Raw genomic sequence first — 24,120 nt, 5'->3', positions numbered from 1 at the left:
CATTTCAATGGAGCTGCACCAATGGTATCCGTGCTTATTTATAGTTGTTGCGCTTTCTGAACGTGAAGAGCGCCCCAGCACCGGCAGCGATCGCCACGCCGCAGATGCCCATTGCATAGAGGGCGGCGCTATCGCCGGTGTGAGGGAGATTGGATGCAGACTTATCGGAGTCGACCCCGACGATGGTCAGCTTGGCATCGTCGATGTTCACGGTGAACTGGTCGGTCACATTGTTGCCGTCGGAATCGATGACGACAGCTTGGCCGGAAACCTTGACAGGGTACTCGCCTGCGTCGGTGCCTCTGGCCTCGGCGGTCAGACCCTCGACGGTGTAGGTGGAGCCGTTGACTTCGAACTCCAGGGTCTCGAAACCGGATACGGACTTCTCGGTGCCGTCGTAGGTCACGGACTTGGAATTGGGAGTGAGGGTGATCCGGTACTTCTCGCTACGGTCGGCAACGGTCAGGGTTCCGTACGTCTTGTTGATCTGATAGTTGTCCAGATTGGTTCCCTCGTTGGGGATGCATTCGAACGCATTCTCGGAGGAGCCGACGATCTTCTGCGAGCCGGTGAAAGAATAGGTGGCACCTTGGCCATCGACCCAACCAGTATCCCGGGCAGCCTCCCCAACGGTGACCTTGTGATTGGTCAGGGGCTTGCCGTCGTACTCCTTGCTCAAATCGGCGGACTTCAGGGTCACCACACGTGGTGTGACCTTCAATTTGCCATATCTATAGGTAATATTGTAGTTGGCGGCAGTACCTGAAGTGAAAGTTACATAAAACTCATTATCCACCTCGCCAACATCCGTCAGAGACTTGGTCCACGTGACATCTAATTCGTCAGTACCAACAAGATCTCCGCCATCGATGCTTACTGATCCGCCCTTATGTTCCTCGCCGTCGTACATCTTCTCGAGGCTACCGGAAGTCAATGTTATATCACGCCGTGAAATCAGGATCTTCCTTTTACATATAGGCTGACCATCTTCCGAAACCCTCAAAATCACGTAGCCGACTTGAGTTCCCGTTACAGAAACGATCTGCCCATTAGGCGATTTGTCAACACTCGAGATTTTGATAGCTCCACCGTTTTCTTGGGTAGGATCATAGCTCCATTCATATACAGACGTTGGTTTTCCATTGTTATAGGTATATTGTGCAGTCATGCCGTACTGAATCTGATTTGGGCCACTGATTGCATTGCCAACGGGATCGCTTACCGCCCCGCCCTCATCAGCGAAAGCTACAACGGGCAGAAAAGATGTTGCCAGCACTGCCGCCAGCATCACCCTCGCAAATCTTTTCGCAAGCGATTGGGAGAGAACTGCAGTTGCGACCTCTCCCCATTTGGAGAATGTGGCATCCATGAAGCTCATGTCTGCTCCAATCGTATCGAATTGAACCAACGTAAAACGCAACACGACGTACAGTGTGTTGCTGCGTATTTTCCATCCGGTAAAGAATAACCGAATCTTTGTTGGCTATGCGTCGTTTGAATGTAATTACCCCTCTAATAAATCATATTTGTTACTTTTCTGCACCACCAAACCAGATTCTGTCTCCTTCGAATTAGGCACCCACCCCATCAAGACCACGAAGCATCCCCGTCCAGAGCAAGCCCGAGCCGAGCAAGGGACATGCCCGAAAATAATTCTCTGTTAACTTGAAATGCAATGTTGCAATAGGGAACGCACGCTTGAATTGGAGGATACGATGAAGATACAGGTTAAAGAGACCTTGGCCAGGCGCCTGCCGGTTTTCGTCCTCACGCTCGCAGCCATAGTCGGCGTTTGCGCTTTCACCTTCTCCGGCACCCAGAATTACGCCTGGGCTGAAGACGAAGGGCCCATTGCCACCTGGAATAGCGTCCCAGAGCCGGGAGTTGGCGGCGTTCCAGCAACAGCTGGAAAGAACCTTACGCTTGAAATAAAACGAGCTAGCTCGAGCGATGACCTGGAAGCCCATTTCATGAATAAGGACGGAGATACAATTCCCCCATCTGTCCTTGAGTTGATAACGGAAGAGGGATCGGTATTAACCGCCCGTTTTGATTCACCTATTTCTCCTACCCATCAAGCAGGATCTTCCATTGAAGGCTCGGATGCCAATACCCGATTCACTAAAGCAGCGCTTTACAAAACCGTCACCGTGACCTTCGATATGAAAGGCCACGGAACCCAGATCGACCCCATTACGGTCAAGAAGGGGACGTCCGTCACCCTGCCCGAGCCCACCGATACCGACTATGACTTCGGCGGCTGGTTCACCGATGAGAGCCTCACCACCTCGTTCAACGGCACCGCCGCTACAAGCATGACCGTCTACGCCAAATGGACCAAAAAGGAAAAGGTCACCGTTTCCTTCGAATCCGAATTCGGGACCGCACCTGAGGCCAAAACCGTGAACAAGGGTGAGATCGTCGAACTCCCCAATCTAGGCACTGACGGCGACTACACATTCGTTGGCTGGATCATGAAGGGCTCCGAAGGCACCGATCCCTTTATCGGCGAATACACCGCTAAAGAAAACATCACCTTCACGGCTGTCTGGGAAGCTCCCTCCACTCCCATCATCGAAATGGTCGATGTCACCTTCGACATGAACGGCCACGGCGACAGTGTGACCAAGCAGACCGAGAAGGGCAAGCCCATCACCCTTATCGATGACCCCACCGCCGAAGGCTATACCTTCAAGGGCTGGACCTACGACAAGGAAGGCAAGCAGGCCTTCGACGCCAAGAAGAACGCAGACCAGGACACCACCCTGTACGCCCAGTGGAAGAAGAATGCCGACTCCGCTCCCACCAACTCAACAATCCCCCGGACCGGTGACAACCAGATGGCACTCCTGGCATCCCTCTGCTTCAGTGCAGCAGCCCTGATCGCAGTCGGCATCGCGTTAACCGCGTATCGCAAATGCAAGCACGTATAAAGCATACGTGACGTTACCGTTTTAATTCTCGATCTAAACAGAGGGGAGTCCCGCGGGACTCCCCTTCCCATTCGCGTACCTAATTACGCTGTTCCTACTAAAATTGGGAATTCTATTCCCAGTTTTCTCCTATTCCCACTCAATAATCAAATCGTGCCGTATTTTCTTCAGTTTTTGTCGTAGTGCGGCATTTTGAAGAGTTTTACGCTGGATTAAACAAAATTCGCGAAAATCCATGTTGTCAAAATGTTGTCACGGGCTGTTTTTCGCGTGACAAACGCCTTCGTTTTGGACCAATGGCTTAGAGGTCTGAAAATAAAGTTAATTACCATAGGCAGTTCTCGATTCTGCCTTACGTTTAGTGGCTCGGCTGATGTTCGGCCGAGCCACTTTTGCTTTTGCGATTAGCTGCAACCCTTCAGATGGGGAATCCGCCTTACTCGACGGGCAGTTGGATCTCGGTGAGCCATTCGTCAACGGACTCCTTGTTCCAGATGCCGTCGATGTAGCTTTCGCGCGAAAGGCCAGCTACCGTGTAGCCGTTGTCCTCGGCGTATTTCATGATGAACGAATAAGCCTCCCCGATGTTGTCGTAGGCGTCCTGGTGGTAGATGCTTAGCACCTTGGTTTCGGGAATGGTGCGGAACTTGATGTTGTCGCTTTCCAAGCCGAACGCTTCTACGGCCTCGGAGTGGCGCACGCGCACATAGGATTCGCGGTACTCGCAATCCAGGTACTCGACGAACTCGTAGGGCGGCTCGGCGCACTTCAGGCCGGGGTTCAGGGCCCTCGCCTCGGCGCCCTGGGCGGGAATCCAGCTCATGGCGTCGGAGCATCGAGAAAGCGTGGCCTCGGAGTAGTAGACGATGCAGGCGGGGAGGGTCTTTTCGGTTACTTGGTACTTCATGCCGTTTCCTTCCAGTAGGTGGTGGATGACGGAAAGGCTTCTGGCAATCTCTGCTTCTTGCTGGTGGAGCGTGCGCTCCTGCTCCAGGAGAATCTCCTGCTCGTTTGCGCCGGCCACTATTGCCTTGATCTGGGCAACCGGAATGCCCAGCTGGCGAAGGGCCTTGACGTGCGCCGCGTCCTTGAGCTGCGATGTCTCATACAGGCGATAGCCCGTCCACGGGTCTACCTGGGCGGGCTGCAGAAGGCCCTCCTTCTCGTAGAAGCGCAGGGTCTTCACCGTGAGCATGGACAATTTGGAGAACTCTCCGATTTTCAGCATCTGAATGCCTCCTTTCCTCTGACGACGCCTACTTTGGGGCCTCCCCTTTGGGGAGGGTCAAGAAGATCATTTCCTCTTTCTCGGAAGGGGGAGCTGAGGGGTCATGGCATCGACCACTGCCGCGATTAGCGTTGGATTATCGCCATCAACGAGAAGCATCGGCTTCGCCCCGTCATAGGGGACTTGCTCCGTTGGAAAGGCTTCCAGTGCGGCAGGGACGTCTTTCAGAAGGAATCTGTCGTCGTAGACGCCGCCGAACAGGACACCGTCGCTGTACAGCATGTATTCGCCCATCATCTTGCGATGGGTCAGGGCGGGAACCTCATGCAACAGGTCGAGTATGTAATTCAGATACTCCGCGCTCGACGACATCAGTCTTCTCCTTGGTCGAATGGAATCCGAAAGTGGTTGAGCTGCATTTTGCCTTCGGTTTCCGCAGGAGGCCATGGGATGCAGCATTGCGCCTTGCTGAATCTTGTAGGGATTGCTTGGATTGAGGTTGGTGCTTGGACGCACGATGCTGCACCCGTTCGGGCATGGCCGCCAGCATGAAAGTCTGGTTACGGGTGTTGTGTATGGGCATCGCTAGTTCCTCATGCACCTGAGCCTTTCTCTCGCCGGTGCTTGCCGAAGGCTTCGGCTGGTTCTCAACACGCCTATTGTAGATTGCTGCGAGGGGCGGGACCGCCGCGAATCCTTGAAAAAAATCGAACAATGTGCGCTAGCCGCTTCCCTGTCGATTCCCATCGTTGACCTACGGGAGCGGGAATCAGCATGTAAACATTGGCGTTATTGACTCGGCGCCAACAACGCGAACAAAGCCGACAGTGTCGCTGACATCCCATTTTACTTTTCATTTCAGCATAAGATAAAAGGATGGTAAAACGATGAAAATGCCGATGAGGGCGACCCTCTGAAGAGCTGTTTTCTCTTCCCTCGATAGCAGAGTTAGATCCGATCGCCAGCACCCTGCAGAAGGTGCGGCAAGTGCGCCAGGGCGCATCGCTGTGGCGTAAGCTTTCGTGGAGAAGCGCCGTCTGACAGTGGCCACATTACCATACTCTGGTCAAGATTTTCAGTCTTGAACTTGGCGCCCCCACGCGATATTAGACATTGACCGCGATTTTGGAAGGGGTGTTGTCCATGGGATTTGACATGTGGCTTGCGTTTTCAACGAGCGTCGCGGGGTCGACGTTGGCCGAGGTGAACGGGCGGCTTGCTTCAGGTGGCCTCTCGATCACGCGGGAGGACTATCGGATGCTGGCCGAGCGCCGGGTTGAGGCGCTGGCTGACACCGAGCGGGTGGAGTTCGGGCTGCCGGCTATCGTCGAGGTAGCCGGAGCTGTGTCAGGCTCGCCGTATCTTTCGCAAACCAGCGTGGCGAAGGTGCTTGCAGAGCTGCAGGACGCCTTCTATGCCATCCGCGACGAGCTGTCCGTCGACGTGCCTGACGCGGAGATCGCCGACGCCCTGCGAAACTGCCTGGACGCGTGGGGAGACGCTGCCGAGGTCGCATCGATGCCGGCGAAGGAGGTCATGCGCTTCTCCGCCGAATACATGCGCGCGGCCGAGGCGGGGGACGACGGCGAGTACCGCATCGTCGACGACGAGGGGCGCGCGTACACATTCGATTCCGCCGAGTGGGACTTCGACGAGTATGTGGATGGCTGGGACGGAGAGGGGTGGTCCGATGGCTGGGGCGATTAGCGGAGGAGCTGGCGTCCCCAACGCAGGTAGGGCGTCGGATAATTTTACGCGCCTTCTGGCGCACGTTGCCGACCTGTACTGTGCTGCCGGATCGTCGAGCGTGTCGGCCTGCGAGATACATGAACTCGCCATGTCGGTCGCCTATGCGCTGGGCGTCGCAGACGCCACGCCCGAGGAGGCCGCCATCGTGCTCGACGTTGACGATCCCATCGTGCTCTGGCATGAGGGCGTTCGCGCACTCCAGAAGCGGACGGACGCGGCCCTCGCTCTCTGGTGGGACGTGGTTGCGACCATGCCGCCCATCCGCAACGTGGCGCTGCGCGACACGTTGGCGAGCCTGGGAGAGTTAAAGAGGCGCTACGACGTCCACTTCGCCGCGCACGAGGTCCCCTGCGACATCGACTACCAGCTGAGCGAGCCGGTGGGCCCGGGTCTTTTGGGGATCGACTACGTGGAGGCGTACCTAGCGCAGCTCCTCGTCGAGGCGCGCTGGATCGCGCGGTTCGACGTCGAGAGCTGTGTCACCGTGCTCGAGCGCATATGCCCGGACTACCGGGGCCTGCACGTAAACCTCTGCGATCTGCTGCTGCCGCACGAGAGCGAGCTGGAACCCTCCCGGGCTCGAGCCTGAACGGCCTTTGATTCAGACCCATGTTGCAATTGTGCCGATATAGGGGCATTTGCAACGTTGCTCACTTGGCGTTCATTGAATGCGGTCAGGCACCCGATTCTCGATTCGTGCACGAAAAAAGCCCGACTCGCTAAGCGAGTCGGGCTCAAGTTCTGCAGTTAAGGCACTAATTAACGACAGACTGCAAAAAAATGTGCCTTAAGTAGGATTTTAACTTACTCCCACTCAATGGTCGCGGGCGGCTTGGACGTAATGTCGTAGCACACGCGGTTGGCGCCGGGGACCTCGGCAACGATGCGGCCGGAAATGCGGGCCAGCACATCGTAGGGCAGCTTGGCCCAGTCGGCGGTCATGGCATCACTGGATTCGACGGCACGCAGGATGATCGGGCGCTGATAGGTGCGCTCGTCGCCCATAACGCCAACGGACTTGATGTCGGGCAGGACCGCGAAATACTGCCAGCAGCTGTGCTCGGAGTTGCGCTCGCCGGTCTGCTCAAACAGGCGCTGGTTGTAGGCATCCAGCTCCTCGCGCACGATGGCATCGGCGTTTTTGAGGATCTCGAGCTTCTCCTTGTCGACCGCACCGATGATGCGGATGGCCAGACCCGGGCCCGGGAAAGGCTGACGGAACACGATATGACCCGGCAGGCCCAGTGCCAGACCAAGAGCGCGGACCTCGTCCTTAAAGAAGTGATCAAGCGGCTCAATGAGGTCGAAGTGTACGCCCTCGGGGAACGGGATCAGGTTGTGATGGCTCTTGATGGTGGCCGTCTTGCCGCCCGTCTTGCGAGCGCCGGACTCGATGATGTCGGGGTAGATGGTGCCCTGAGCCAGGTACTTGACCGGCTTGCCATCGGTCTCGAGCTGCTGCGCCACGGCGAAGAACTCTTTCCAGAACTGAGTACCGATGATGCGGCGCTTCTCCTCGGGCTCGGTCACGCCGGCCAGAAGCTCGGCATAACGGTCCTCGGCGTGAACGTGGATAAAGTCGACATCGAACTGCTTGGTGAAGACCTCCTCCACCTGCTCGGGCTCGCCCTTGCGCAGCAGGCCGTGGTTGATGAACACACAGGTCATCTGCTTGCCCACGGCGCGAGCGCCCAGCGCAGCCACGACGGAGGAGTCGACGCCACCGGACAGGGCCAGAATCACGCGGTCGTTACCGACCTTCTCGCGGAACTCGGCCGTCATGGTCTCGACCAGGTTGTCCATGCTCCAGTTGGGCTCCAGACCGCAGATCTCAAACAGGAAGTTGCTCAGCAGCTGCTGACCGTACTCGGAGTGCTTGACCTCGGGGTGGAACTGCGTGGTGAAAATCTTGCGCTCGGGGCACTCCATGGCAGCAACCGGGCACACGTCGGTGCTGGCGGTAACGGTAAAGCCCTCGGGCACCTCGGACACGGCGTCGCGGTGGCTCATCCACACGGTTTGCTGCATGGGCGTGGAGTTAAAGAGCTTGGCGCCGGCAGTGCGCGTAATAGTGGCGCGGCCGTACTCGCCCACCTCGGAGTGACCGACCTTGCCGCCGAGCGTCACGGCCGTGATCTGATGGCCGTAGCAGAAGCCCAGGACGGGAAGGCCCAGGTCAAAGATGGCAGGATCGATGGACGGAGCGTCCTCGGCGTACACAGAGGCCGGGCCGCCGGAAAGGATGAGCGCAGAGGCGTTCATCTCGCGAATCTCATCGGCCGAGATGTCGCAGGGAACAATCTCGGAATACACGTTGAGGTCGCGGACGCGACGGGCAATGAGCTGACCGTACTGCGCACCAAAGTCGAGTACGAGGACCTTTGCGGAAGCCCTTTGATCCATGGTTTCCCCCTCTTGTTGGCGGGGAGCCGATGCCCACCCGCGCGAATAAACGAGAATAACTTTCATAGTGTACACGTTATATGGGGTTTCTCGTCCCTCGCAGCCATCAGCGCACGGCAAACGCACGACCTGGGCCCCTATTTGACGGCAATTGAAGTGTTACCAAACGTTACAGATGATGTAATACGTTTGAACATTGGACGCCCTGTGCCACAATACTGCCGAACGACTCCGCCTCTGGGGCGGCAAATACGATAGGAACACCAACATGAAGCGCATCCTTCTCATCGCCACGGGCGGCACCATCGCATCGACCGAGGACGGCAACGGCCTCTCCCCCGCCCTGACCGGTGAGGAGCTCGCCCAGAGCGTCCCCGAGATCTCGGGCCTCTGCGAGCTCGACGTGGTGCAGCCCATGAACATCGACAGCACCAATATGCGTCCCAGTGACTGGATGCGTATCCGCGACGTCATCGTCGAGGGCTATACCGACCACGACGGCTTCGTGATTCTGCACGGCACCGACACCATGAGCTACACCGCGGCGGCGCTTTCTTACCTGATTCAGGACAGCCCCAAGCCCATCGTGCTCACCGGCTCGCAAAAGCCCATGGGCAACCCCTTTACCGATGCCAAGCTCAATCTGTACCAGAGCCTGCTCTATGCGCTTGACGAGCATTCGCACGACGTCTCAATCGTGTTTGGCGGCGTGGCCATCGCCGGCACGCGCGCCCGCAAGCAGCGCACCATGAGCTTTAACGCGTTCATTAGCGTCAACTATCCGCCCATTGCCTACATCCGCAACGACCGCATCGTGCGCAACGGGCTCCACGGCACCCACCAGAATGAGAGCCCGGTTCGTTTCTACGACCGTATCGACCCGCGCGTGTTTGTCCTTAAGCTCACACCCGGCGTGAATCCAGGCATATTGGACGCCCTGACCGATAGCTACGACGCCGTAATTCTGGAGACCTTTGGCATTGGCGGTATTCCCGAGTTTGGCGAGTCCGGCGAGTCATTCCAGGAGGCGATTTTCCGCTGGGTCGATTCGGGTCGAACCGTCGTTATGACCACACAGGTCCCCGAAGAGGGCCTCGATCTGGGTGTTTATGAGGTCGGCCGTGCCTACGCCGACCATCCGGGTATTTTACGCGGCGACGATATGACCACCGAAACGCTCGTGGCCAAGACCATGTGGGCGCTCGGCCAGTCACGTGATGCGGCCGAGATTCAGCGCCTGTTCTACAGCCAGGTCAACCATGACCGCATCCCGATGGTGTAGCTAAAACAAAATCTGCCTCTTTGGGCCTTGTAGGGCACGTGGTACCTCTCGGAACGTGCAAAAAGCGGAGTTTTCAGCACCCGCCCCTTCCGGAAACGTTAAAACCGCTAGCTGTAAATCGCTTTTCGGTTCGATAGGCTCGTCCCATGCGTCTAATATTCCTCATAATAATGAATTTTGTGGATAATCAAAAACAGCAAGCATCGTATTTGCGCCTTCGGTTGCTGTCAATTTATTGAGGGATGCTGAATACTCGGGTTTTTGCACGCCGCCATCGGGGGGACCCGTTCAGCAAACGACAAATCTAGCAAAAACGCCTACTCAATGCCCTCGAGAAGCTCTGACACCGTCATGCCAAGCGCGGGCGCAAGTTTAAATAAAATCTCGAGCGTGCTGTTTGCCGTTCCGCTTTCGATTTGATCGAGATAAGGTCGGCTGATTCCAACCGCCACGCAAAAATCGACCTTGGAGATACCAAGGGCCTTGCGCGTCCGCTCGACTCGCTCGCCAAGAATCTGTTTCGCATGTTCGTTCATGCAGACGAGTTTGAAATGGAGCAAAACAAAAACGTAAACTATAGTTTACGTTTTGCCCAATATACAGGAGTTTTCTATGTCGGGTTCTTCGGTCCGCATGTACCGAGCCACGCTTCGCACAAACAGCGCACCGCCCAAGCTCGTCGTCGTTGAAGCAGAATGCCTTTCGCCCGATGAGCGCACAGCATTTGCATTGCTATCAAGTCGCGTCGCCGCCGTTTTGGTCCCTTGCCCGGCGCAAGGTGAACTTGCCATCCAATGCCAAGCGCACGGCTGCTCACTCAATCAGGCTGCCGTAATCACAACCAGCCAGTGTGGCCTGCCCCTTCTCTTGGAAGCCGGTATCGCGCTCTGCCTTCGCGGTGCCGGATACGAAAACGAGGCCGCCGCCGATGTGGTCTTTCAACCACGATCGAGCGGCGGCCTCGCAGCAGCCATCGAATATGCTTGCAGGCTCGTTGCCTAAAGGCGCAAGCTAAAAGCCCAGGCCAAAGCCTGTGCCGGTAATCGCCGAATACATAAAGTAGACGTTAATTACGTTGAGGAATACGCCCGTGATGCAGCCGTTTCGCAGGTAGCGCTCGCACACGATGCGCGCCATGGCGGCGGAGTCCTCATTGTTCTTTGCCTGGCGTCCCGCCGTAAAGTACGTCGCCACGCTCAGCAGCAGGTTGAGCACCGGCAATGCCAGCAGCTCGTAGCTCTTGCCCCAGCGCGTCACCTCACCGGCAGCATTAAACTTTGTTGCCACCTCGGGACCAATGTTGGGGATTACAAACGCTGCGACCACCAGCGGAAGCACTGCAAGCACCAGCAGCGCGATGCCCATGTAGCCAGCTTTTTTTCCATATTTAAACATGCTCGCCGTCCTTACACGTTAAAGCGGAAGTGCACGACGTCGCCATCGGCCATGACATACTCTTTGCCCTCGATGCGCAGCTTGCCTGCAGCCTTGGCGCCTTGCTCGCCACCGAGCTCGATGTAGTCGTCATAGCCAATGACCTCGGCCTTAATAAAGCCGCGCTCAAAGTCGGTATGGATGACACCGGCGGCCTGCGGGGCGGTCGCGCCCTGACGCACCGTCCAGGCCTTGACCTCCATCTCGCCAGCCGTAAAGAACGACTGCAGACCGAGCAGCTTGTAGGCTGCCTGCGCGAGCACGTCCAGGCCGGGCTGCTCCAGGCCCAGGCTCTCCAGGTAGTCGGCCGCATCCTCGGGATCGAGCTCGGAAAGCTCGGCCTCGATCTTGGCGCAGATCGGCAGCGGCTTGACGCCATCGATGGGCGCCAGGTCCTCGTTGAGCATGTCCTCGTCCACGTTGGCCACATACAAGATGGGCTTCATGGTGAGTAGGAACAGGCCCTTGGCAGCGGCGCGCTCCTCGTCGGTCATCTCCATGGACGCGGCGCGCTTGCCCTCGTTGAGCCAGGCGAGCAGGCGCTTGGCGACCTCAAACTTGGGCATGAGCTCCTTGTCGCGCTTGGCCTCCTTCTCGAGCTTAGGCAGCTGCTTCTCGAGCGTGCCCATGTCGGCCAGGATAAGCTCGGTCATGATGGTGTCGGCATCGCCGGCGGGATCGACGAACTCGCCCGTACGACCCACCTCACGCATGACGTTGGGATCCTTAAAATAGCGCACGACCTCGCAGATAGCGTCGGTCTCGCGAATGTTTGCCAAGAACTGGTTGCCCAGGCCCTCGCCCTCGTTGGCACCCTTCACCAGGCCCGCGATGTCGACAAACTCGACCGTAGCCGGCACAATGCGGCCAGGGTTGACAATGTCGGCGAGCTTTTGCAGGCGGCTATCGGGCACATCGACGATACCCACGTTGGGGTCGATCGTGGCGAACGGGTAGTTGGCGGCAAGGCCGGTCTTTTTGGTAAGCGCGGTGAACAGCGTCGACTTGCCCACGTTGGGCAGGCCCACGATACCGATGGAAAGGGACACGACAGCTCCTTTTGGTACAGGTACTTCAAACTGCATAAGTATAGCGCCGCCGCAGCATCCGGGCGAATCCGGACACCGCGGCGGCGCAAATGAAGCAGAGATGCGTGAGAGTTCGAGACAGCAGTCCTTACTTAAGCTCGGGCCAGTAATCCTTGTTGGCCTCGATGAGCTCGTCCAGGATCTGCTTAGCAACGCTCGCCGAAGGAATGGTCTTGGAGAGCGTGAGCGCCTGCCAGAGCTTCTGGTAGCTGCCCTCGACCCAAGCCTGGACAACGAGCTTCTCGACGGAAACCTGCTGCTCCATGAGGCCCTTCTGGAACTGCGGGATCGGGCCCTGGCAAATCTTCTCAAAGCCGTTGGAACCGACGATGCAAGGCACCTCGACCATGGCCGTCGGGTCGAAGTTGGGCACAGCGCCATCGTTGGGGACGATCAGCAGGAAGCGCTCGAGCGTGTTCTCGGCCAGCGCGCAGGCAAGGTCGACGATGTAGTTGGCATGTACATCTGGCTCAAAGCCGCCGTCTTTAGCCGTACCCTTGGCGATGATGTCGCGGCAAGCGCCAAAGACCTTCTTCTCGCGGCCGTCCATAACCTCATTGGCACGAGTGTAGTTGGGGTCAGACGTCTCGACGACATAGTCCGGGTACAGGTAATACTTGAGGTAGGTATTGGGAATCGTCTCGGGATCGACAGCATAGACATCCTTGGCCTTGCCGAAGGTGTGAATCCAGCTCTCCTCGACATGCTGCTCCTTACCGGCCTCGTGCTCGATGCCGTCCAGGTAGCCGTTCTTAGCCATGTGCTCCTTAATCTGCGGCATGAGGTCGTTGCCGTCCTTGTCGTAGATCTTGCTCCACCAACCAAAGTGGTTGAGGCCGTAGTAGCTATACTGCAGCTCGCGGCGATCCTTGATGCCGCACATACGGCTCATCTTATCCATGAGGTCGATCGGCATGTCACAGATGTTGATGATGCGGCTGTTGGGGCGCAGCACGCGGCAGGCCTCGGCGACGATAGCTGCGGGGTTGGAGTAGTTGAGCATCCAAGCGTTGGGGCTGTACTTCTCCATGTAGTCGAGGATCTCGATGACACCACCGATGGAGCGCATGCCATAGGCGATACCGCCGGCACCGCAGGTCTCTTGGCCAACGCAACCGTACTTGAGAGGAATCTTCTCGTCGAGCTCACGCATGGCGTACAGGCCGACGCGGATGTGAGCAAGCACGAAGTCGGTCCCGGTGAATGCGGTCTCGGGGTCGGTGGTGTAGTTGAACTCAACCTCGGGGGCGTTCTCGTGGAAGTAGATCTCGCAGGCCTTTGCCACGATCTCCTGGCGCTCGGCGTTGTTATCGTAGAAGGTCACCTTGTTGACCGGGAAGCGGTCGCGCTCCTCAAGCAGCATCAGAGCGATGCCCGGGGTGAAGGTAGAGCCACCGCCGGCAATGGTCACGGCATAGTTTTTCTTGGACATGATGTCCTCCTCATTCTGGCCGCTTGCTCAATCCATCCCCGTACGCGGCCTGCACGGTTTGGAATTGTTACCTAGAAGTGGATTTTTTATCTCTAGAATCGGCCTTGTGGTGCATACCGGCTCTGCAAGGCCGATTGTTTCGATGGACGATGGTTTACAGAAGACTCTCGAACTTCTCGCGAACCTGCGGGACGGTAAGGCCGATGATGACCTGGATCGACTGGCCTTGGACCACCAAGCCATGCGTACCGATTGCCTTGAAGGAAGCCTCAGGTGCAACGACGCCCTTGTCCTTGACGTTAACGCGCAGACGGGTAACGCAGTTAGTTACATCGATGACGTTATCCGTGCCACCGAGTAGATCGAGGATGTTCTCGGCAAGCACCAAGCGCTCATCATCTTTACTCTGGGCGACCGATTTGCTAGCAGCAGCACCGCCCTGCTTTTGCTTGTAGTCGGCCTTGGACTTGAGCTCGACCTCAACATCGTCATCCTCGCGACCGGGGGTCTTAAAGTCGAACTTGACGATCAGGAAACGGAAGACCACGACCCAAAGAGCGGTAAAGCACAGACCGACAAGGATGGAGATGGCGTACTGCAGACCGTGTGCGGCCCAAAGGGGCAGCCAGTCCCACGAGAGCATCGAGATGATGCCTCCGTCAAAGATGCCTACGACGCCAAGGAGGTTTTGAGCCATACAGCCGAGCGCTCCGAGCACGCAGTGGACGACGAACAGGCCGGGCGCGACGAACAGGAAGGTGAAGTCAAGCGGCTCGGTGATACCGCAGAGCATGGCGGTAAGGGTGACGGGAATGAGCAGAGTCTTGACGCGCTGTTTGCGCTCGGGTTTGGCGGTCATATAAAACGCAATGGCGACGCCAAGCGAGCCGAAGACTTTAGTCCATCCGGGGCAGGTATAGGCAGCCCAGGGTGCGGCATCCTTAAGAGCAATGCTCGGATCGGCAGCCAGTTGGGGCAGGATGTTGGCCCAAGCGGCAAAGATGCCGCCGTTGACCGCCGCATTGTCGTAATAGAATGGCGTATAGATAAAGTGGTGCAGGCCTGTAGGGATCAGCAGGCGCTCGAAGAAAGCAAAGACGCCCACGCCAAACGTACCGGCGGAAAGGATGAATCCCTGGAAGGCGGCGATAGCAGCCTGAACATGCGGCCACACCAGGCAGGCGATAATAGCGACCGGAACCATAACGAAGAAACCGATCATATAGATGAACACGGAGCCCGAGAACACGCCCAACCACTCGGGGAGCTCGGTATCGAAGAACTTGTTATGCAGCATCGTGGCGATACCAGAGATAATGAGCGCGCCCATGATGCCCATATCAAGCGTTTTGATGCTTGCGATAGTGGCAAGACCAGTACCGCTGCCCGCCTCGACAGAGTAGTCGACCCCAAAGACAGGGCCCCACTGCCCCAAGATTGTGCTTACAAAGTAGTTGAAGGTAAGGTAGATGGCCAAAGTCTCCATGCAGCAGCGAGCGTTCTGCTTGTTCGCAAGCGAGATTGGCAACGCTACGCAAAACAGCAAAGGCATCTGGTTAAAGAGCGTCCAACCGCCCTGGAGCAGCACATTCCAGCAATCAAACCAAAGATGGCCCGCTGTGGCCATCTCGCCAAAGATCGCCTCGGTGGTAAACAACGTACCCAGGCCGACGATGATTCCGGAAAATGCGAAAAGAATTGCAGGCGCGTACATTGCACCGCCGAAACGTTGTATCTTTTGCATCATGACGGGGAATCCCCCTCTCTTCATTCGGAGCGACTGCGGTTTTGGCTTCACTCGAGACCGCAGGCGCGCCGTTTGCGTGTACCTCGTGCAATAGGACGGGTGGGCCCGTGTCCCCGACTTCTTGCGCTTCTGTTTTTATCATATCACTTATCTAGACAAGTTAATACTGTTTCTGTGTTCGGTCAGCGGTCAATAATTGACGGCGAACGGTTTATTTCTAGTATTTTGCCTGTTATTACATGTTATTGCCTGTTTGTCTTAATTATTCAAAACCAAAATATTTATCAACTTGTCTAGATATGCTTGTATAAGAATGTTTACATACCTATACTTCAATACAACATTCACCGCCATGTAAAGGAGTCACCATGAAAAGCGCGGTCTTCTATGGAAAGCACGATCTCAGGGTCGAGGATTCGGCAAAACCGGCCGTGGGCAAGCGCGACGTGCTGATCAACGTCAAAGCTTGCGGCGTCTGCGGCACCGACGTGCATATCTATGAAGGCGACAAGGGTGCAGCGGATGTTACCCCGCCAACGATCCTTGGCCATGAGTTCGCTGGCGTTATCGAGGCCGTGGACTGCGATGTCACCGGCTTTAAGCCGGGCGATCGCGTGTGCATAGACCCCAACCACCCTTGCGGTTGCTGCGAACCCTGCCGCGACGGTATCAACCACTACTGCGAGCATATGACCGGCTACGGCACCACCGTCAACGGCGGCTTTGCGGAGTACTGCTCCGTCGATATGCAGCAAGTCTACAAGTTGGGCGAACACACCAGCTTCGAGCAGGGTGCCATGACCGAGCCCGTGGCGTGCTGTCTGCACGGCATCGATATGTGCAACATCAAGCCCGGCAGCACAGTTGTCGTTATCGGCGGTGGCATGATCGGTCTGCTCATGATGCAGCTTGCCAAAAACGCTGGTGCCACCAAAGTCGTTTTGCTCGAACCCGTCGAAGGCAAGCGCGAAGTTGCGCTCAAACTCGGCGCCGATCTGGCGATTGACTCCATCCATGAGGACGTCCCGGCCCGCCTGAAGCAGGAGGGCGTCGGCAACGTCGACGTTGTAATCGAATGTGTCGGTAAGCCCGTCACCATTGAGCAGGCCATTAGAATCGCCGGCCATAAGGCCACGGTTATGATGTTCGGACTTACCAAGCCCGATGAGACAATCACCGTCAAGCCCTTCGAGGTCTTCCAGAAGGAGCTCGTGCTCACCTCATCCTTCATCAATCCTTATACGCAGCGTCGCGCGCTCGAGCTCATCGACTCGGGCAGGATCGACGTTTCTTCGATGGTCGCAAAGGTGGCTTCCCTCGAAGAACTCGGCGCCATCCTGTCAGACCCAGCTCTGCGTGCCATGGGTAAATATATAATCGACCCCAGCAAGTAAATCGATCGACACTTGCACGAGCAGTCCTCGTCCACCGCTCGCGCACTCAGCTCTAGGAGACCGTCATGGCGCGAGCCATCTTCCAAACCATTTATGACAACGTGAAGCAGTCGATTGACGACGGCACATACGCCTATCTAAGCTATCTGCCTTCGGAGACTGAACTCACGCAGCTGTTTGGCTGTTCGCGTATGACGGTCCGTCGCGCCATCTCGATGCTTGCGGCAGATGGCTACGTGCTCCCCCAGCAAGGCAAAGGCATGCGCGTCATTCGCAACATCAGTGACGAGACGAGTCGTGGCGGCGGCGGACTCGAGACCTTTAAGGAAATCGCAGCCAGCCGAGGCTTTGAGCTCAAAACGGTTACCACTGTCTTTGAGCTCCTCGTCTGTAACAAGGCGCTCTCCAAGATTACCGGGTTTCCTGAAGGCTGTGAGCTCACGCGTGCCAAACGCATCCGTTATGCAGACGGACGAGCCGTATGCTCCGACGACTCCTATTACCTAAGCTCACAGGTACCGGGGCTGACACCCGAGATTGTCAACGACTCGATCTATCGTTACCTCGAAGAAGGCCTTGGCATTAAGATTGCCACGGGCAAACGCGATGTAACGATTGAGCATCCCACGCCCGAGGATGCACGCGTGCTCGATCTCGACGACTTTAACGCACTCGCCGTTGTACGCGGGCAGACCTACAACGCCGACGGCATCCTTATGGAATACACCGAGACCAAACAGGTCCCCGGGTTCTTTTTGCTCCATGAAACCGTGACGCGCAACGGTACCGGTCGAACCGGCCACCAAAGCAGCATGAACTAACCATCTATTAGTTGCGGTGGGATAGTTCCTAGAATGGCCCGCTTAAGGGCAAAACGGGAACTATTCCACCGCAACTTTTTTTGCCGGCGGGGCAGTACCTGTCCCACCGGCCATCATTTACGCTCTTTTAGCTAGTCCGCGAGCTTCTCCACCTGGTCGAGCATCTTGTCGAGCTTGGCCTTCGCCTCGGCTTTTACCTTTTGGGCCTCTTCGTGGGCTTTGGCCTTCTGAGCGGCCTTTTCCTCGGCTTCGGGGTCGACGACAACCAAGTTGGACGCATCGTGTTCGACCAGCTTGAGCGCATGTTCGGGACAAACCTTGACACAGGCGCCGCAGCCCAAGCAATACGTGGACTCCAACGCGAAGCGGCCGCTTCCCACCAAATCGCAGGCGAACGTGGGGCATACATTGACGCACTCGCCACACGACGTGCACTTGTCAAAATCGCACTCCGGCGTGCTCACCTGCATGTTCTGGGCAAGCTCGGGATGGTTCTGCAGCGTCGAAAGCACCAGCTGCCGCCCGTGCGTGAGCGAACGGCGACGCTTTGCCGTCGTGGTGCCGCACATGGTGTTGAGCGTGCGCTCCAGCTGGGTAATCTGATGGCGATGGGCCTTCAACTTCTGCGTCACCGAGGCCAGCGCCGCCGTCGCCGGGTTGAGCTTGGTCACCGTCAGACCCGTCGTGCGGGCAATCTTTTCCATGTATTCCTTGCGCTCGTACTCGCGGAGCTTATGGCACTTGAGGCTCTTGGGGTCGACCTCCAGGCCCATACCCGTGCCAGACCACTCCTCAGCCTTCGCAATCGCCTCGCCCAGGATATCCTCGCCACCGGTGTTGCGGCATTTATCGCACACGCCCAGCGGAAGGTACACGCTCACGTTGGGATAGTCCGCCAGTACCGAGAACCAGGTCTCGGCCGTAATATCGCCCACGCAGGCAACGACGACCTCGTTCTCGCGCGGCATGCGCTTGAGGGCGCGCGTGCAGGTGACGTAGGCGGTCTCGTGGCTCGTTGCCGCCGAGACAATGTCGTCATACAGGTTTTTGGGCGCCAGGCGCGGCGAGATGATTGCCTCGGTCGGACAGGCAGCGGCGCACAGGCCGCACTTGCGGCAGGAGTCGAGAATCTCGATGGAGTCTTCCTCGACCTCGATAGCGTTGACCGGGCACACATCCATGCACGCGGAGCAGCCACTCTTTTCGTTTTTGCAGGTCAGGCACGGAATGGTGTTGCCGCGCGGACGCTCCTTATAGTCGGCAGGATTCCACTGCGGCGCCGACGGATCGAGCGCATCGGTCACACCGCCAAGCGGGTTTTTAAGAAAGTCGAAACCCTTGCTGATCTCGATAATGTCATCAAACAGATCGTGTTCCTGCGCCATGCGCGGCCCCTCCCTGAGCAGTGCAAACAAGCAAGAGATAATGATACGCTATCGGCCCACGCCTCGGGCAAATTACATGCGGCGCATCATTGAGACAAATAGCCTATGGCCTATCGCCGCCTCGATTGCACAAGGTCAATCAAGCGCCAAGCTATGCCTCGCACATGAGCTGCACGAGCTTTTGTTTGGTCACCTTGGCCTGTTCGTTAGCCATATTGCGCTCGTTCTTAAAAGTTGCGTCCGCAACGCTCAGCAGGTCGGCATCGGAAATCTCGCCAAGGCCCAGCTCCTCGAGTGTCGTCGGCAGACCAACGCGCTGGCAAAACTCGAGCACCTGATCAAGCTCGGGCGCGCGCTCCAAACGAAGCTGCACCACCAGGCCAAATGCCACGGCCTCACCATGCATGGCCTTGCACTCGGGCAGAATCGTCAGGCCGTTGGCGATGGCATGCGCCAACGCCAAGCCACCGCTCTCAAAGCCGACGCCCGAGAGTAGGATATTGCACTCGATCAGGCGCTCAACCGCCGGCGATATACGACCCTTTTTAAGATCGCGCTTGGCAGCGACGCCGCACTCCATGAGTGTGTCATAGCAGGCACGAGCCGCAACCAAGGCCAAGTGTCCCGGCGCGCCACCGTGCTCGTTGGCGCCGTACGCCGCGGCGCACGAACGCGCCTCGAAGTACGTTGCCAGTGCGTCGCCCATGCCAGCGACCGTCATACGCAGCGGGGCTGCCGCGACCACGCCGGTATCGACCACAACCAAATCTGGATTCTTTTCGAGCATCAGATAGCGGTCGAACGACCCATCCTCGTGATACAGCACCGAAATCGCGCTGCACGGGCCGTCCATCGAAGCCGCCGTGGGGCATACGCACAACGGCAGTTCAGCATAAAACGCAACGGCCTTGGCGATGTCGAGCATCTTGCCACCACCGATGCCGACCACCATGTCGCAACACTCAGCCTGGGCTTCCTTGGCCATTTCGACAACGGCCTCTTCCGTACACGGACCGTCATAAATCTTAAAGAACGGCTCGCTTAGATCTTCGTCCAGAAATCCATCGACGATCTGCCTGCACAGCCGATCCTCGGTGCCCTGGTCAAACAAGACATAGGCAGCGCAGCCCAACCATGACAAATATCTGCCCTGACGCGAAAGTTCGCCCGACCCCTGAACATACCGGCCGGGACCGCCATAAACCATAGGAAGCGCCATACGAGAATCCGCCCTTCATCAAACAACGATTGGTGCAAAGCCACCTGTCCCCTTGTGGCAACTTGGCGCATTGAGGACAGGTTAGATTGCACCATAGAAAAAGGGTCCCGCGCACAGAGCGCGAGACCCTTATCAGAACAATGTGTGCCGATTAGAACGTGACCGGGGTGTCGGTGTAGACGCACTCGAGCAGCTGCTCCATCTCCTCCTGAGACGGCTGGCGCGGGTTGGAGCCCGTGCAGGCGTCGAGGATGGCGTTGGCGGCAACGTCGTGCTTCTTAGCCTCGAACTCATCGTAATCGATGATGGACTCGTCGGCCTTCACGCCCTTGGCACCGTAGTTCTTGATGCCCTGCGGGATGTCGAGCTTGTCGTTGAGGTCGCGAATCTCCTGGACCAGAGCCTCGACCAGCTCGTCCTCGGTCTCGCCGGCGAGGTGCAGGATCTCCTTGGCGATGAAGGCGTAGCGGCTCTTGGCGCGAGCGTCCTTGGCGTTGAACTGGATGACCTTGCCCAGGTACATGGCGTTGGCGCAACCGTGGATGATGTGGTCGCCCTCAAAGGCGGCACCGGTCTTGTGAGCCATGGAGTGGACAATGCCCAGCAGACCCGAGGAGAAGGCGATGCCGGCGATGCACTGGGCGTCGTGCATGTGCTGGCGGGCCTCATGATCGCCCTGATAGGACTTGGGCAGCCACTCGACGATCTCGCGGATAGCATGCAGGGCGTTGGCGTCGGTGTACATGGAGCCAGCGGTGGAGACGTAGGCCTCGATGGCGTGAGTCAGAGCGTCCATACCGGTGTGAGCGCACAGCTTGGCGGGCATGGTGTAGGTGAGCTCGGGGTCGACGATGGCGACATCAGGGGTGATGTTGAAGTCGGCCAGCGGGTACTTGATGCCCTTGGCGTAGTCGGTGATGACGGAGAACGCGGTGACCTCGGTAGCGGTGCCGGAGGTAGAGGAGATGGCGCAGAAGTGAGCCTTCTGACGGAGCTCCGGGAAGGAGAACGGGACGACCGCCTCCTCGAAGGTCTCCTCGGGATACTCGTAGAACAGCCACATAGCCTTAGCGGCATCGATGGGCGAGCCACCGCCAATGGCGATAATCCAGTCGGGCTGGAACTCGGTCATGGCCTCGGCGCCCTTCATGACCGTCTCGACGGACGGATCGGACTCGACGCCCTCGAACAGCTTGACCTCGAAACCGGCCTCCTTGAGGTCGGCCTCGACGTCCTGCAAAAAACCGCCGCGGCGCATGGAGCCGCCGCCGGTCACGATGATGGCCTTGCTGCCCTTGAGGTTCTTCACCTCGTGGCGAGCGCCCTCACCAAAGTACAGATCACGAGGATTGGTAAAACGTCCCATACTGTGCCTCCTAAACAAGCCCCTCTTAGACTTGCGTATATAACGGAGCACCCGATTGGCTCCGTTAGGACCGTTTTGCGCGTTGCCGGCGATGACAATGCGCGATGTCTAAACGTCTCAACGCTCAGACAAATAGTATTTTACCGTTCTGGTTGGTCAGTTATTTACCGAAAGTCGACAATGATGAAACGTTTTTTCTATCCCTGAAGACCCTTATGCGGCATTCATACTCCCAAGCTGGGCAAACGTTTTATCAAGGTTGACCACATATCCAGGGCAGGACTGTGCCCCTCCAAAAGACACACCGTTCGCCGCCAAAAATCGACCGTTTGCGGCACCGTGATACCACTCGGTCGTCCAAGGTGCCGACATTTGTGCGACATCCGTCTTCGTGGTGCAAAGGTGCATGTCCAAGTGCGGCACTCCCAATGTGCCTCATGCGGGTAAACTAGAACCTTATATAGAGACATTTGAACCCTAACCGCAGCAAAGGAGGCCCCATGGCATTCGATCCCATTCAAGAAGATTGCCATCGCCTCGTTCTTGAGGCCTTGCGCCGCGACAATATCCCGCTCACCGACGGCCCTGCCGTAGAGCGTCTGATGGAACAATTTACCCGCAACCCCGCGCCGCTCATCGTGCACGACCGCGACCGCGCCGGACATCTGATTGCCAAGGTAGTCGAGGCTGTCGACTACCGCATTCCCTTTATCCCTGACGATACCCAGGCAGAGCAAGAAGAGACCGCTGCCGAAAACATGCTTCGCGAGGCAGCCGCACTCGACCCGACCAACTGGGACGCTCAGCGCATGTTGACCGCCCTCACCGCTAACTCCAACGAGGAGTACGTACAGTACTTGGTATCCAAGCGCGATGAAGTCGAGCACGACCTGGCACTCAAGATCGCCTCGGCGCAGGACCCCTACGAGCGCGAGGCCGCAGGCGACCTTACACGCCGCCCCTACCTGCGCTGGCTTGCCGCCCTTGCGTCGCGCGCCCTCATTAGCGGCCGTTACCGCCTGTCGCTCGAAACCGCAAACCGCAGCCTGGACTTTGCCCCCAACGATCCGGCCGGTGTCCGCCACACTGCGATGCTCGCCATGGCAAAACTCGAATACCCCGCCGAGGAGCTCAAACGCTTTCGCTCTGCCCACTCCGTCCCCTATCTCGCCAACACGCCGCTGCGCCGTCGTCCCAAGGACGCGGAGCGCGACTTAGACCCGTGGACGCTCATCGCGCTGATGAGCGCTGCCTGGCGCGAGCTGGACTACGAGGGCGCCGAACACTACTTGCGCATCCTTGCGCGCTCGTGCCCGCACGCAGCCGAGGCGCTTTACTTTCAAACCGAGTTTCCCGATGGCGTCTATGCCCGCGTCAACGTGGGCGTGGGCTCCACCGATGAGCTTGTCCTTGCGCTGTCCGAAGCGACGCCGGTACTGCAGGAGGGCTTGGGCGCCCCCGACAACGCCAGCTTTGCCGCCTGGGTCGCCACCAACGATATCGTGCGTTCCCAGATTGACGAGCGCATCCTGCGGGCGGCCGAGCAGGGCTTGCCGTTTAAGGGAGGAGACCTCTAATGGATCCGAGCGTCTACATCCCCGCCTACCTGGAGCGCGCCTACGTTGCGTCGCACCCCGAACTCACCGATGCAGCACGCGATCTTGTCCATAACGACGTAAGCGTCAACCCTCATAAGTATGCGCAGACCGAGCATGCCCAGGCACTGCTTTCCTATGCCGGTGTTCACCGCCACCTGCTCGACGAGCTCCATCGTATCGAGGATATGGGCAGCGATGAGGAGTTTGAGCAGACGCGCAACCGCCTGTTCGACGATATGCGCGATGAGCTGCTCAAGATCGTCCGCGTCGATGCGTATGTCTTCGATGCCCAGCTGCTTGCCATCATTTTGGCGGACACGCCCGTCGACGCCTGCCTGGGCGACCTGATGAAGCTCGAGGCGACCACAGCCGATTACTTACGGCAAAGCGTGCCCGGATTCGATATGGAGGCCCCGCACTACTGGACCAACAAGGTGCTGGCAGACGGCGTGACGGCGGCCGATCTCACCGTGAGCGAGCCGGCGCTTATCGGGTGGCTCCACACGCTCGAGGCCATCTCGCAGCTGTGCATGGCGAGCGCTCGCTACCGTGCTGCCGTCAACTATTCTCGCCGTGTTCTTAAGGCGGAAGGCTATCCCACCCGAGCTGCCGGCACCGTGCTACTCGCCCTCGCTCGTCTGGAAGACGAGGACGGCTTTTTTGCCCTGGCCCACCAGCTCGAGGAGCAGATGGGGGCCGATGCCCTCGAGAACTCCCCCTGGTACCTACTCGCCCGCACGATCCTGCTATTCAAAACAAACAAGATGCGCCCGGCGACACGCGCCCTGCGTGAGTTTGCCAACCGCTGCGAGGGCGGCGCGTTCTTTTTGCTGAACCCCATGTATCAGACGCCGTACCTTCCCTGCCGGCCCGAGCCGCACGACCCCTGGGACCTTTCGCACCAGGCAGTTTGGGAGGCCGACGGTATCATCTCGGATACTCCCGACTTTGCCCCCTGGGCCAACGCTTGCGAAGACGTATCACAGCTTGCCCAGGAATTTGCGCGCCGTTATGGCTTTTAACGGCACGATCGCCACGACC

The 24,120-nt window shown here is 57.9% G+C and carries 21 protein-coding genes; 9 read left to right on the top strand and 12 right to left on the bottom strand.

Features of this window, described 5'->3' with window-relative positions:
• Positions 1 to 34: 34 nt before the first annotated feature.
• Complete coding sequence (locus tag ACTQXI_RS07930) at positions 35 to 1,378, bottom strand: LPXTG cell wall anchor domain-containing protein (protein WP_441049113.1); 1,344 nt, start codon at positions 1,376 to 1,378, stop codon at positions 35 to 37.
• Between the two features lie 337 nt (positions 1,379 to 1,715).
• Between ACTQXI_RS07930 and ACTQXI_RS07925 the strand changes: the two genes are divergently transcribed.
• Positions 1,716 to 2,933 (top strand): InlB B-repeat-containing protein, encoded by a 1,218-nt coding sequence (locus ACTQXI_RS07925; RefSeq protein ID WP_441049111.1) that lies wholly within the window; start codon positions 1,716 to 1,718, stop codon positions 2,931 to 2,933.
• A gap of 436 nt (positions 2,934 to 3,369) precedes the next feature.
• Here the strand turns inward: ACTQXI_RS07925 and ACTQXI_RS07920 are convergent, their stop codons facing one another.
• Positions 3,370 to 4,161 carry a MerR family transcriptional regulator gene (locus ACTQXI_RS07920; protein ID WP_441049109.1) on the bottom strand — a complete coding sequence of 264 codons (792 nt, stop codon included), beginning with the start codon at positions 4,159 to 4,161 and terminating at the stop codon, positions 3,370 to 3,372.
• A gap of 66 nt (positions 4,162 to 4,227) precedes the next feature.
• A complete protein-coding gene (locus tag ACTQXI_RS07915; RefSeq protein WP_441049107.1) occupies positions 4,228 to 4,533 on the bottom strand; it encodes a TfoX/Sxy family protein in 306 nt (101 codons plus the stop codon).
• 771 nt (positions 4,534 to 5,304) lie between these two features.
• On the opposite strand from ACTQXI_RS07915, the gene ACTQXI_RS07910 reads away from it, so the two are divergent.
• Together ACTQXI_RS07910 and ACTQXI_RS07905 are read left to right on the top strand one after the other, a co-directional pair.
• A complete protein-coding gene (locus tag ACTQXI_RS07910) occupies positions 5,305 to 5,868 on the top strand; it encodes a DUF6323 family protein (protein WP_441049105.1) in 564 nt (187 codons plus the stop codon).
• Entirely contained in the window at positions 5,852 to 6,499 is a 648-nt protein-coding gene (locus tag ACTQXI_RS07905) for a DUF6179 domain-containing protein (RefSeq protein WP_441049103.1), read from the top strand. Before ACTQXI_RS07910 ends, ACTQXI_RS07905 begins: the two co-directional genes overlap by 17 nt.
• Positions 6,500 to 6,714: 215 nt before the next feature.
• Here the strand turns inward: ACTQXI_RS07905 and guaA are convergent, their stop codons facing one another.
• Positions 6,715 to 8,313: a glutamine-hydrolyzing GMP synthase gene (guaA, locus tag ACTQXI_RS07900; RefSeq protein ID WP_441049101.1), complete on the bottom strand. Its 1,599-nt coding sequence runs from the start codon at positions 8,311 to 8,313 to the stop codon at positions 6,715 to 6,717.
• Positions 8,314 to 8,581: 268 nt separating this feature from the next.
• On the opposite strand from guaA, the gene ACTQXI_RS07895 reads away from it, so the two are divergent.
• On the top strand, positions 8,582 to 9,595 hold the full coding sequence (locus ACTQXI_RS07895; RefSeq protein ID WP_441049100.1) for an asparaginase: 1,014 nt from the start codon (positions 8,582 to 8,584) through the stop codon (positions 9,593 to 9,595).
• Between the two features lie 317 nt (positions 9,596 to 9,912).
• On the opposite strand, the gene ACTQXI_RS07890 is transcribed toward ACTQXI_RS07895, so the two are convergent.
• Complete coding sequence (locus ACTQXI_RS07890; protein WP_427719445.1) at positions 9,913 to 10,131, bottom strand: helix-turn-helix domain-containing protein; 219 nt, start codon at positions 10,129 to 10,131, stop codon at positions 9,913 to 9,915.
• A gap of 76 nt (positions 10,132 to 10,207) precedes the next feature.
• Between ACTQXI_RS07890 and ACTQXI_RS07885 the strand changes: the two genes are divergently transcribed.
• A complete protein-coding gene (locus ACTQXI_RS07885) occupies positions 10,208 to 10,597 on the top strand; it encodes a hypothetical protein (protein ID WP_441042349.1) in 390 nt (129 codons plus the stop codon).
• A gap of 9 nt (positions 10,598 to 10,606) precedes the next feature.
• Here the strand turns inward: ACTQXI_RS07885 and ACTQXI_RS07880 are convergent, their stop codons facing one another.
• The 4 genes from ACTQXI_RS07880 to ACTQXI_RS07865 all read right to left on the bottom strand — a co-directional run bounded on the left by ACTQXI_RS07880 (position 10,607) and on the right by ACTQXI_RS07865 (position 15,296).
• Positions 10,607 to 10,990, bottom strand: coding sequence for a DUF1648 domain-containing protein (locus tag ACTQXI_RS07880; protein ID WP_427719441.1), 384 nt, complete (start codon positions 10,988 to 10,990; stop codon positions 10,607 to 10,609).
• Positions 10,991 to 11,001: 11 nt separating this feature from the next.
• Positions 11,002 to 12,078 (bottom strand): redox-regulated ATPase YchF, encoded by a 1,077-nt coding sequence (ychF, locus tag ACTQXI_RS07875; RefSeq protein ID WP_089572784.1) that lies wholly within the window; start codon positions 12,076 to 12,078, stop codon positions 11,002 to 11,004.
• Positions 12,079 to 12,205: 127 nt separating this feature from the next.
• Positions 12,206 to 13,549 (bottom strand): 6-phospho-alpha-glucosidase, encoded by a 1,344-nt coding sequence (locus ACTQXI_RS07870; protein ID WP_441049098.1) that lies wholly within the window; start codon positions 13,547 to 13,549, stop codon positions 12,206 to 12,208.
• Positions 13,550 to 13,703: 154 nt separating this feature from the next.
• A complete protein-coding gene (locus ACTQXI_RS07865) occupies positions 13,704 to 15,296 on the bottom strand; it encodes an alpha-glucoside-specific PTS transporter subunit IIBC (protein ID WP_441049097.1) in 1,593 nt (530 codons plus the stop codon).
• A gap of 368 nt (positions 15,297 to 15,664) precedes the next feature.
• Between ACTQXI_RS07865 and ACTQXI_RS07860 the strand changes: the two genes are divergently transcribed.
• Positions 15,665 to 16,690, top strand: coding sequence for a zinc-dependent alcohol dehydrogenase family protein (locus tag ACTQXI_RS07860; protein ID WP_441049095.1), 1,026 nt, complete (start codon positions 15,665 to 15,667; stop codon positions 16,688 to 16,690).
• A 65-nt stretch (positions 16,691 to 16,755) separates the two neighbouring features.
• The gene (locus ACTQXI_RS07855) at positions 16,756 to 17,511 is read left to right on the top strand and encodes a GntR family transcriptional regulator (protein WP_441049093.1); all 756 of its coding nucleotides are present in this window, start codon (positions 16,756 to 16,758) and stop codon (positions 17,509 to 17,511) included.
• A 131-nt stretch (positions 17,512 to 17,642) separates the two neighbouring features.
• Here ACTQXI_RS07855 and ACTQXI_RS07850 read toward each other — a convergent pair whose 3' ends face one another.
• The 3 genes from ACTQXI_RS07850 to ACTQXI_RS07840 form a co-directional block, all read right to left on the bottom strand.
• Positions 17,643 to 18,896, bottom strand: coding sequence for a 4Fe-4S binding protein (locus tag ACTQXI_RS07850; protein WP_154517950.1), 1,254 nt, complete (start codon positions 18,894 to 18,896; stop codon positions 17,643 to 17,645).
• Between the two features lie 151 nt (positions 18,897 to 19,047).
• Positions 19,048 to 20,115 (bottom strand): glycerol dehydrogenase, encoded by a 1,068-nt coding sequence (locus tag ACTQXI_RS07845; protein ID WP_441049091.1) that lies wholly within the window; start codon positions 20,113 to 20,115, stop codon positions 19,048 to 19,050.
• Between the two features lie 151 nt (positions 20,116 to 20,266).
• Entirely contained in the window at positions 20,267 to 21,481 is a 1,215-nt protein-coding gene (locus ACTQXI_RS07840) for an iron-containing alcohol dehydrogenase (RefSeq protein WP_117794788.1), read from the bottom strand.
• 500 nt (positions 21,482 to 21,981) lie between these two features.
• Between ACTQXI_RS07840 and ACTQXI_RS07835 the strand changes: the two genes are divergently transcribed.
• Together ACTQXI_RS07835 and ACTQXI_RS07830 are read left to right on the top strand one after the other, a co-directional pair.
• Positions 21,982 to 23,058 (top strand): hypothetical protein, encoded by a 1,077-nt coding sequence (locus ACTQXI_RS07835; protein WP_154517956.1) that lies wholly within the window; start codon positions 21,982 to 21,984, stop codon positions 23,056 to 23,058.
• Positions 23,058 to 24,101, top strand: coding sequence for a hypothetical protein (locus tag ACTQXI_RS07830; RefSeq protein ID WP_441016443.1), 1,044 nt, complete (start codon positions 23,058 to 23,060; stop codon positions 24,099 to 24,101). The genes ACTQXI_RS07835 and ACTQXI_RS07830 overlap by 1 nt, the downstream gene beginning before the upstream one ends.
• Positions 24,102 to 24,120: the final 19 nt, after the last annotated feature.

It is taken from the genome of Collinsella sp. LCP19S3_C9, from assembly GCF_052121575.1.
Lineage (GTDB): Bacteria > Actinomycetota > Coriobacteriia > Coriobacteriales > Coriobacteriaceae > Collinsella.
Note: the sequence above shows the minus strand (reverse complement) of the source record. Positions and strands in the feature narration are given on the sequence as shown.